Origin of the sequence: Brunnivagina elsteri CCALA 953 (assembly GCF_002289455.1) — a bacterium.
GTDB classification, from domain to species: Bacteria; Cyanobacteriota; Cyanobacteriia; order Cyanobacteriales; family Nostocaceae; genus Brunnivagina; species Brunnivagina elsteri.
The window spans coordinates 1-6933 of sequence record NZ_NTFS01000352.1; the positions used below are offsets into that span (position 1 = coordinate 1).

Genomic DNA, 6933 nt, shown 5'->3' on the forward strand with positions numbered 1-6933 from the left:
AAGATAATCGCATGTCTGTTTTTAAATTCTAATTTATTATTACTTGTATCGAAAATGTGATAAACTTTATCAGATATTTTTTTACTTATTTCTTCTTTTTGATATTTATTAATATCAATGATTTTGATTTTGGATGGTATTGCGGTAATGTAAGGATGAAAATCTGTACTAAATATTTTATTATCTGATTCTAATTGTTGTAAATCTAATGTTGATTTTTGATGGGTATTATAGAGTTTAAATAAGTCTATAAATTTATGAATTTTCGCTTCTTCATTTATTCGCTGGTACTTCTGCAAGAAAAATTTCCAATTTAAACCATCTTCTTCTGAATCATGAATCAGAAAAAATACCAATGCTGCTTCCTTTTTCCAAATTAAGTACTTGTAGTCATTAATTAAGAATTGTTTATTTAGATTTTGCGTGGAATCAAACGAAAAAGACTCTTTTATCTCGTAAGTGCAATTAGGCACATATAATGCCGCTTTTACATACTCATTCTTAAATAAAAACATTAGATTAAAAGGTAAGGTAATATTTACTTAAAGAAATATGGCTATTTCCCTCTGCTCACCTTATTATTCCCACTGAAGTTACGATAATTCACATATAGCAAATACGACCAACAAATCATAAGTTATTATAATTTAGCCTTTGATATTACAACTGTAGTATGATGTAAATCCAGAAATCCCTACATAAATAACCGATCGCAAACCATCGTATCTACAATGTGTAGGCAGAAAAAAAGTGTATGTGAATAGGAGCATTTTCAGTAGAGTCTCGATACAACCCAGCAGAGATTGAGGAAAAATGTCAAAAAACATGGGCTGAACTTGGCTTAGACAAAACTCAACACGACTCGAATAAGCCAAAATTCTACGCCTTATCCATGTTCCCGTACCCATCGGGGAGTTTGCACATGGGTCACGTCCGTAACTATACAATTACAGATGCGATCGCACGCCTCAAACGAATGCAAGGTTATCGGGTTCTACATCCGATGGGTTGGGATGCTTTCGGTTTGCCTGCGGAAAATGCGGCGATTGATAGGGGAGTACCACTGTCGTAATGGACATCTCAAAATATCGAACAAATGCGATCACAGTTTCTTCTCGGAGGGTAAGAGTATCGTATTTAGTCAGTTTAGGAGGATTCACTACATACTTTAATAAAGAATATCTAGTGAAACGGGGTAAACTAGTGATTTAAAGCAAGCCGATGGCGGGATTTGAACCCGCGATCGCTCGATTACGAATCGAGAGCTCTACCACTGAGCCACATCGGCACAAACAAGCGTTAATCATAGCATAATCACATCAATAATGGTACAACCCAATTCCCCAAAAGGCACTAACAAGCAACTCGATCGCGAAACCTATGCCCGTCTCAAAGCTGAAATCGCTGCACCATATCGAGGTTTGCGAAGATTTTTCTATTTAGCTGCTGCTGGTTCAGGATTTATTGGTGCATTTATTTTTCTTACTCAAATCCTGGCTGGACGCGATATCGAAACTGCTTTATCAAATTTGGCTATCCAAGCAGCAGTTATCGCTGTGGTTGCATTCCTATGGCAATGGGAACAACGACAAGAGGACAAGGGGAAGAAGAAAAAAGGACAATAGCAGGCTTTTCTTAAGACTTCTCTACAAAACAATACATATTGGTATGTGAAGTCAGAAAATATTAATAATTTTTTAAAAAAGTTTTCTGTAAAAATCGAAACTTATCTAAGTACTCCTTGTTTGATAATAATACGATTTCGTCCTTGTTCTTTTGCTTGATATAGGGCTTGATCTGCCATCAAAATTAAGTCTTGGGGTGAAGTTTCAAAGCTAGGAATCATAGTACCTATACCTAAACTGAGGGTAATAAATTGACTCACAAAAGATTCTTTGTGTTCAATTTCAACTTCTCGAACTGCTGCCTGCATGGCTGCTGCAACGTGAACTGCGCTAACAGCAGGAGTATAAGGCATGACAATTGCAAACTCTTCACCACCATAACGCGCTACCAAATCATACTTTTTCTGTGCTGTATACTTCAAAACTGTAGCAACTTTTTGTAGGCAAGTATCCCCAGCAGGATGCCCGTATTTATCGTTGTAACGTTTAAAGTAATCAATGTCGCACAAAATTAGTGATAGAGGGGATTGATCTTGCGCTAATGATAACCATTGGGAATTGAGATATTGATCGAAGTGACGACGGTTAGCAACAGCAGTCAATCCATCAACATTTGCTAGTTGCTGTAGAGCTTGGTTTGCAGCTTCGAGTTGTTTGTAAAGCTGTGCTTGTTGTAGTAACCTTCGCACACGCTGACGTAATACAGCCCAGTGAATTGGTTTAGTAACAAAATCACTAGCTCCAGATTCAAAAGCACGATCTACAGATTGCGGATCATCTAATCCTGTAATCATGAGAATGGGAGTACGTTCCCAAAGCTTAGACATCACAGTATTGCCAAACGAACCATTACCACTATCGAAATTGGCAAGGGCAAGGGCAAGATTATTTTTCGCAATTTGGAGTAGCTCTTTGCAGCAAGTAAAACCATCCATTTCTGGCATGATTCCATCAACCAGAACTAAATCGGGTTTGTTGCTAATATAAGCTTCTAAACATTGCTTACCGTTATTCACTTCGACTACTTGGTAGCCTTCTTTTTCCATAAATTCCCGTAGCAACAGCCGCATAGTTCTATCATCGTCGGCTACGAGAATTAGAGGTGGGTTGTTAGAAATTTTAATTGGGCTTTTGCCTGACATGATCTGCGTTGTCTTAGGAAATTCAGAATCTCAGTTGGATAAAACTGTCGAGTAATGATGTTGAATGCAAAGTAGATGGCTACAAATCAGTTTTGTTGTACCCATTACTTATACTCATTACTTGTTACCAGCAAATTGAAGTTACTACCAGACTTGGTTCTGATAAACTACTTATGCGTTCGATGTACTTAATTGCAAGATGAATCGTGATAAAACTGGCGCGATTTCGGTGTCTGACAGTAAATCCAAAGCATGATTCTCCTCCAATGCGGCTAGGGGATGATTCAAGGACATATCCAAGCGAATATCCAAGCGATCGCATCTGAACTTCGAGGGAATTTAACGCTAGCACGGTATGGCTGATAGCGAGCAAGACATGTGGTAGATGGCTGAGTTGCATAGTTAATTTATCTAAAAAGCAAAGGCTTGTTATACTTTCGTAACTAGCCAATGGCTCAGTACAGAAAATGTCACTATTTATAGTTCCCAAGAATCCGGACACAGTTCTCATTTATAGGAACATTTTTTGAAATAAATTATGAACGAGCCGAATGTAAGGATTATGATCGGTAACTTCGCAATTTTCTGAATCTACTTTTTATAAGAGTTATCAGTCTCAAATGTTGTGACAGCTTGATTTGATAATTATTACTCAGCACTCAAAAGCGAACCTGGGGATTCACTGTAGATATTCTCACATCAACAAGCATCGGTTAATCGAAAACTGTATCTATTTGTTTTTTCCTATACTTCGTCAGATACGATATGCATCCGGCATTAAACTCCGCTTATGGCGACATCCCATTTCCTGGGATTGTCAAAATATCATATTACCAATGGGTACAGCAGATTAAAGTCAAAACCGCTATATATTTAATGTTGTTGCCAAGTATCTAAATTTTCTTCATGCCAGACTCATTGATGTACCAACAGGATACTTTTGTTGTCCTTGAAACCAATCAACCTGAGCAATTTCTCACAGCAGCAGAATTGCTAGAAAAACTCAAAGGGATTTTACATGGGTTCCAATCTGAAGACTTACCCCATGATTTGCAGAAGTTTGACAATGCGGAAACACAAGCTCAACACCTAATTGATACTGGTTGCGAGTTAGATATTGGTCCGGGGAAATTCTTGCAGTGGTATGCTGTTCGTCTAGAGAAGTGATTATTCGTTGATGAGACTGTTTTTTTGGGGCTTGGTAATTCGCAATTCAACTATCTAGTTTGCTTCCTTAAGACTACTGCTAATTGTGAATTGAACTGACCCTTCAGTTTTATTTAACCCATCCATAGTTTATTTAATATTTATTTACATTTGTCTCATGCCACAATATAACAAAAGGGAAGAAATACTTATTTAAATTAGGAGGCTAGTTATGGTAGCACTCGTCGAGAAAACCCAAAAACGGCTCACTATAGAAGTTAAGGATATAGCTACCGATACAACAGCAGTGCGATCGCTCGACTGGGATCGGGATAGATTCGATATTGAGTTTGGTTTGCAAAATGGCACAACCTACAACTCGTTCCTGATTCGTGGTGAAAAAATAGCCTTAGTTGATACCTCCCACGAGAAGTTTCGCCAGCTTTATCTTGATACTCTCAAAGGGTTAATCAATCTCACTGACATCGATTATTTAATCATTAGCCATACTGAGCCTGACCATAGTGGCTTAGTAAAAGATATGTTGCAACTTGCACCGGAAATTACGGTGGTTGGCTCTAAAGTGGCAATTCAATTTTTAGAAAATCTCGTACATACCCCCTTTAAACGGCAAATCGTCAAAAACGCCGATAAATTAGATTTGGGCAATGGACACGAACTCGAATTTGTAATTGCTCCGAATTTACACTGGCCTGACACAATTTTTACATTCGACCACAAAACAGAAACACTTTATACCTGCGATGCCTTCGGGTTACATTACTGTTCCGATGCGACATTTGACGAAGATTTAGAGGCAATTTCCCCCGATTACAAATATTACTACGAGTGCTTAATGGCTCCTAACTCACGCTCGGTATTATCTGCACTCAAACGCATGGGTGAACTCAAAAAAATCACCACTATTGCTACCGGACATGGACCACTTTTACACCATAACGTCGAGGAATTAGTCCAACGTTACCGCACTTGGAGCCAAACCCAAGCAAAAGCAGAAACATCTGTTGGGATATTCTACGTATCTGAATATGGTGCGAGCGATCGCCTTGCCCAAGCATTAGCAAATGGCATCACCAAAACAGGTGTAGCCGTAGAAATGGTCGATTTGGGTATAGCACCAGATTTACAGGAATTACGGGAGCTTGTGAGTCGAGTTGCAGGGATTATTATTGGGATGCCTCCCGCGTCTGAAGATGCCAATATTCAAGGTGCTTTAGGTACAATCTTGGGTTCTGCCAATCCCAAACAAGCGATCGGTATTTTTGAAACAGGTGGTGGAAATGACGAACCCACCTATCCTTTATTGAATAAATTCCGTGCTTTAGGTTTACATGTGGGATTTCCAGTAATTGAGATTCGCGAAACCCCCACAGAAAACAAATATAAATTGTGTGAAGAAGCCGGAACCGACTTAGCACAGTGGGTAACGCGAGATAAAAGCATCAAGGCAATGAAATCCTTGGGTGCAGACTTAGATAAAGCTTTAGGAAGAATTAGCGGTGGTTTATACATCATCACTGCCAAGAAAAACGATGTCCAAAGCGCGATGTTAGCTTCTTGGGTGATGCAAGCAAGCTTCAAACCCCTCGGTTTCAGCGTTGCCGTCGCCAAAGATCGGGCAATCGAATCATTAATGCAAGTCGGTGACAAATTTGTCCTCAACGTGCTGGAAGAAGGCAATTATCAAGTCTTAATGAAACACTTCTTAAAGCGATTTGCTCCAGGTGCTGACCGTTTTCAAGGAATACGCACCCAAAGCGCCGAAAATGGTACGCCAATTCTCGCTGATGCCCTCGCATATATGGAGTGCGAAGTTGCTAGTAGACTCGATGCAGGGGACCATTGGATAGTTTACTGTACCGTTTATGCTGGCAAAGTTTCCAAACCTGAAGGAATGACCGCAGTCCACCACCGCAAAGTCGGTAATCACTATTAATTTGGTCAATGGGCATAGGGCATCGAGAATAAACCACTCGTAACACAGTTAGGGGTTTAATAGTTTCCACAGTCCCCCCATGCCCAATTCCCAATGTGCAATGCCCAATGCCCAATTCCTACCGAAATTATGAATAAACCCCGTGACGTACAAATTCACCCGATCGCAACTGATACCCGCGTCTTTCGCTCCCGCAGTTGGGCACGTTTGCGATTTGAAATCGAATATGCATTAGCGAAGGGAACTACAGCGAATTGTTATTTAATTGAAGGTGAAAAAATCGCCTTAATTGACCCTCCTGGAGAGACTTTTACTGAGATTTTTCTCAAAGCTTTACAGGAACGGGTTGATATTAAAAAGATTGATTATGTAATTCTTGGTCACGTTAATCCTAACCGTGCCGCAACATTAAAAGCATTACAAGAAATTGCCCCCCAAATTACTTTTGTCTGTTCCAACCCTGGGGCAATAAATTTACGTAGTGCGTTGGAAAATCCCGATTTACCAATATTAGTTAAACGGGGTGAAGAAACCCTAGATTTAGGTAAAGGACACCATTTAGAATTTGTCCCCACACCTAATCCCCGTTACCCCGATGAACTTTGTACGTACGACCCACAAACAGAAATTTTATACACCGACAAATTATTTGGGGCACATATTTGTGGCGACCAAGTATTTGATGAAGGCTGGCAGTCATTTTTAGAAGATAGAAAATACTACTTCGAGTGCGTCATGGCTCCCCATGCACGTCAAGTCGAGACTTCCTTAGAAAAACTCTCCGATTTGAAAGTGCGAATGTATGCACCAAATCACGGTCCTCTGGTGCGCTACGGTTTGATTGATTTAACTAAAACTTATCGAGAATGGTTGCAACAACAAACTTCCCAGGAAAATACAGTGGCATTAATTTATGCTTCAGCCTACGGAAATACCGCAACTGTTGCTCAAGCGATCGCACATGGCATTACCAAAGCTGGTGTGCGGGTAGAATCAATAAACTGTGAATTTGCTGAACCGAGTGAAATTCAAGAAGCAATCGAAAAATGTGCTGGTTTTATCA

General features: G+C 39.7%; 8 protein-coding genes, 1 tRNA gene and 1 pseudogene. 6 read left to right on the forward strand and 4 right to left on the reverse strand.

Translation table 11 applies throughout. The features are described from left to right. Positions 1-515: hypothetical protein (locus CK510_RS23455; protein WP_211293277.1), on the reverse strand; the 515-nt coding region annotated here is incomplete at its 3' end. 245 nt (positions 516-760) lie between these two features. On the opposite strand from CK510_RS23455, the pseudogene CK510_RS23460 reads away from it, so the two are divergent. Further along, positions 761-1069, forward strand: a pseudogene (locus tag CK510_RS23460) (class I tRNA ligase family protein); the annotation flags it as partial. A 147-nt stretch (positions 1070-1216) separates the two neighbouring features. On the opposite strand, the gene CK510_RS23465 reads toward CK510_RS23460, so the two are convergent. Next, positions 1217-1288 (reverse strand) — tRNA-Thr (locus CK510_RS23465). 37 nt (positions 1289-1325) lie between these two features. On the opposite strand from CK510_RS23465, the gene CK510_RS23470 reads away from it, so the two are divergent. After that, the gene (locus tag CK510_RS23470; RefSeq protein WP_095723980.1) at positions 1326-1625 is read left to right on the forward strand and encodes a DUF3493 domain-containing protein; all 300 of its coding nucleotides are present in this window, start codon (positions 1326-1328) and stop codon (positions 1623-1625) included. Between the two features lie 101 nt (positions 1626-1726). Here the strand turns inward: CK510_RS23470 and CK510_RS23475 are convergent, their stop codons facing one another. Further along, entirely contained in the window at positions 1727-2767 is a 1041-nt protein-coding gene (locus CK510_RS23475; RefSeq protein WP_095723981.1) for a response regulator, read from the reverse strand. A 124-nt stretch (positions 2768-2891) separates the two neighbouring features. Next, complete coding sequence (locus CK510_RS31165; RefSeq protein ID WP_143289403.1) at positions 2892-3167, reverse strand: hypothetical protein; 276 nt, start codon at positions 3165-3167, stop codon at positions 2892-2894. Between the two features lie 365 nt (positions 3168-3532). On the opposite strand from CK510_RS31165, the gene CK510_RS34070 reads away from it, so the two are divergent. The 4 genes from CK510_RS34070 to CK510_RS23490 all read left to right on the forward strand — a co-directional run. After that, complete coding sequence (locus CK510_RS34070) at positions 3533-3664, forward strand: hypothetical protein (RefSeq protein ID WP_281257074.1); 132 nt, start codon at positions 3533-3535, stop codon at positions 3662-3664. Positions 3665-3673: 9 nt separating this feature from the next. Continuing rightward, the gene (locus CK510_RS23480; protein ID WP_095723982.1) at positions 3674-3934 is read left to right on the forward strand and encodes a CRR7 family NDH-1 assembly protein; all 261 of its coding nucleotides are present in this window, start codon (positions 3674-3676) and stop codon (positions 3932-3934) included. Positions 3935-4145: 211 nt separating this feature from the next. Further along, entirely contained in the window at positions 4146-5870 is a 1725-nt protein-coding gene (locus CK510_RS23485; protein ID WP_095723983.1) for a diflavin flavoprotein, read from the forward strand. Between the two features lie 129 nt (positions 5871-5999). Next, positions 6000-6933, forward strand: a 934-nt coding sequence (locus CK510_RS23490) for an FprA family A-type flavoprotein (RefSeq protein ID WP_143289404.1), incomplete at its 3' end; no start/stop codon positions are given.

What these genes read in the sequence shown, in the direction of transcription:
- CK510_RS23470 (WP_095723980.1), top strand. Translation starts at nt 1,326, where the DNA reads ATGGTACAACCCAATTCCCCAAAAGGCACTAACAAGCAACTCGATCGC.
- CK510_RS23475 (WP_095723981.1), bottom strand. Translation starts at nt 2,767, where the DNA reads ATGTCAGGCAAAAGCCCAATTAAAATTTCTAACAACCCACCTCTAATT.
- CK510_RS31165 (WP_143289403.1), bottom strand. Translation starts at nt 3,167, where the DNA reads ATGCAACTCAGCCATCTACCACATGTCTTGCTCGCTATCAGCCATACC.
- CK510_RS34070 (WP_281257074.1), top strand. Translation starts at nt 3,533, where the DNA reads ATGCATCCGGCATTAAACTCCGCTTATGGCGACATCCCATTTCCTGGG.
- CK510_RS23480 (WP_095723982.1), top strand. Translation starts at nt 3,674, where the DNA reads ATGCCAGACTCATTGATGTACCAACAGGATACTTTTGTTGTCCTTGAA.
- CK510_RS23485 (WP_095723983.1), top strand. Translation starts at nt 4,146, where the DNA reads ATGGTAGCACTCGTCGAGAAAACCCAAAAACGGCTCACTATAGAAGTT.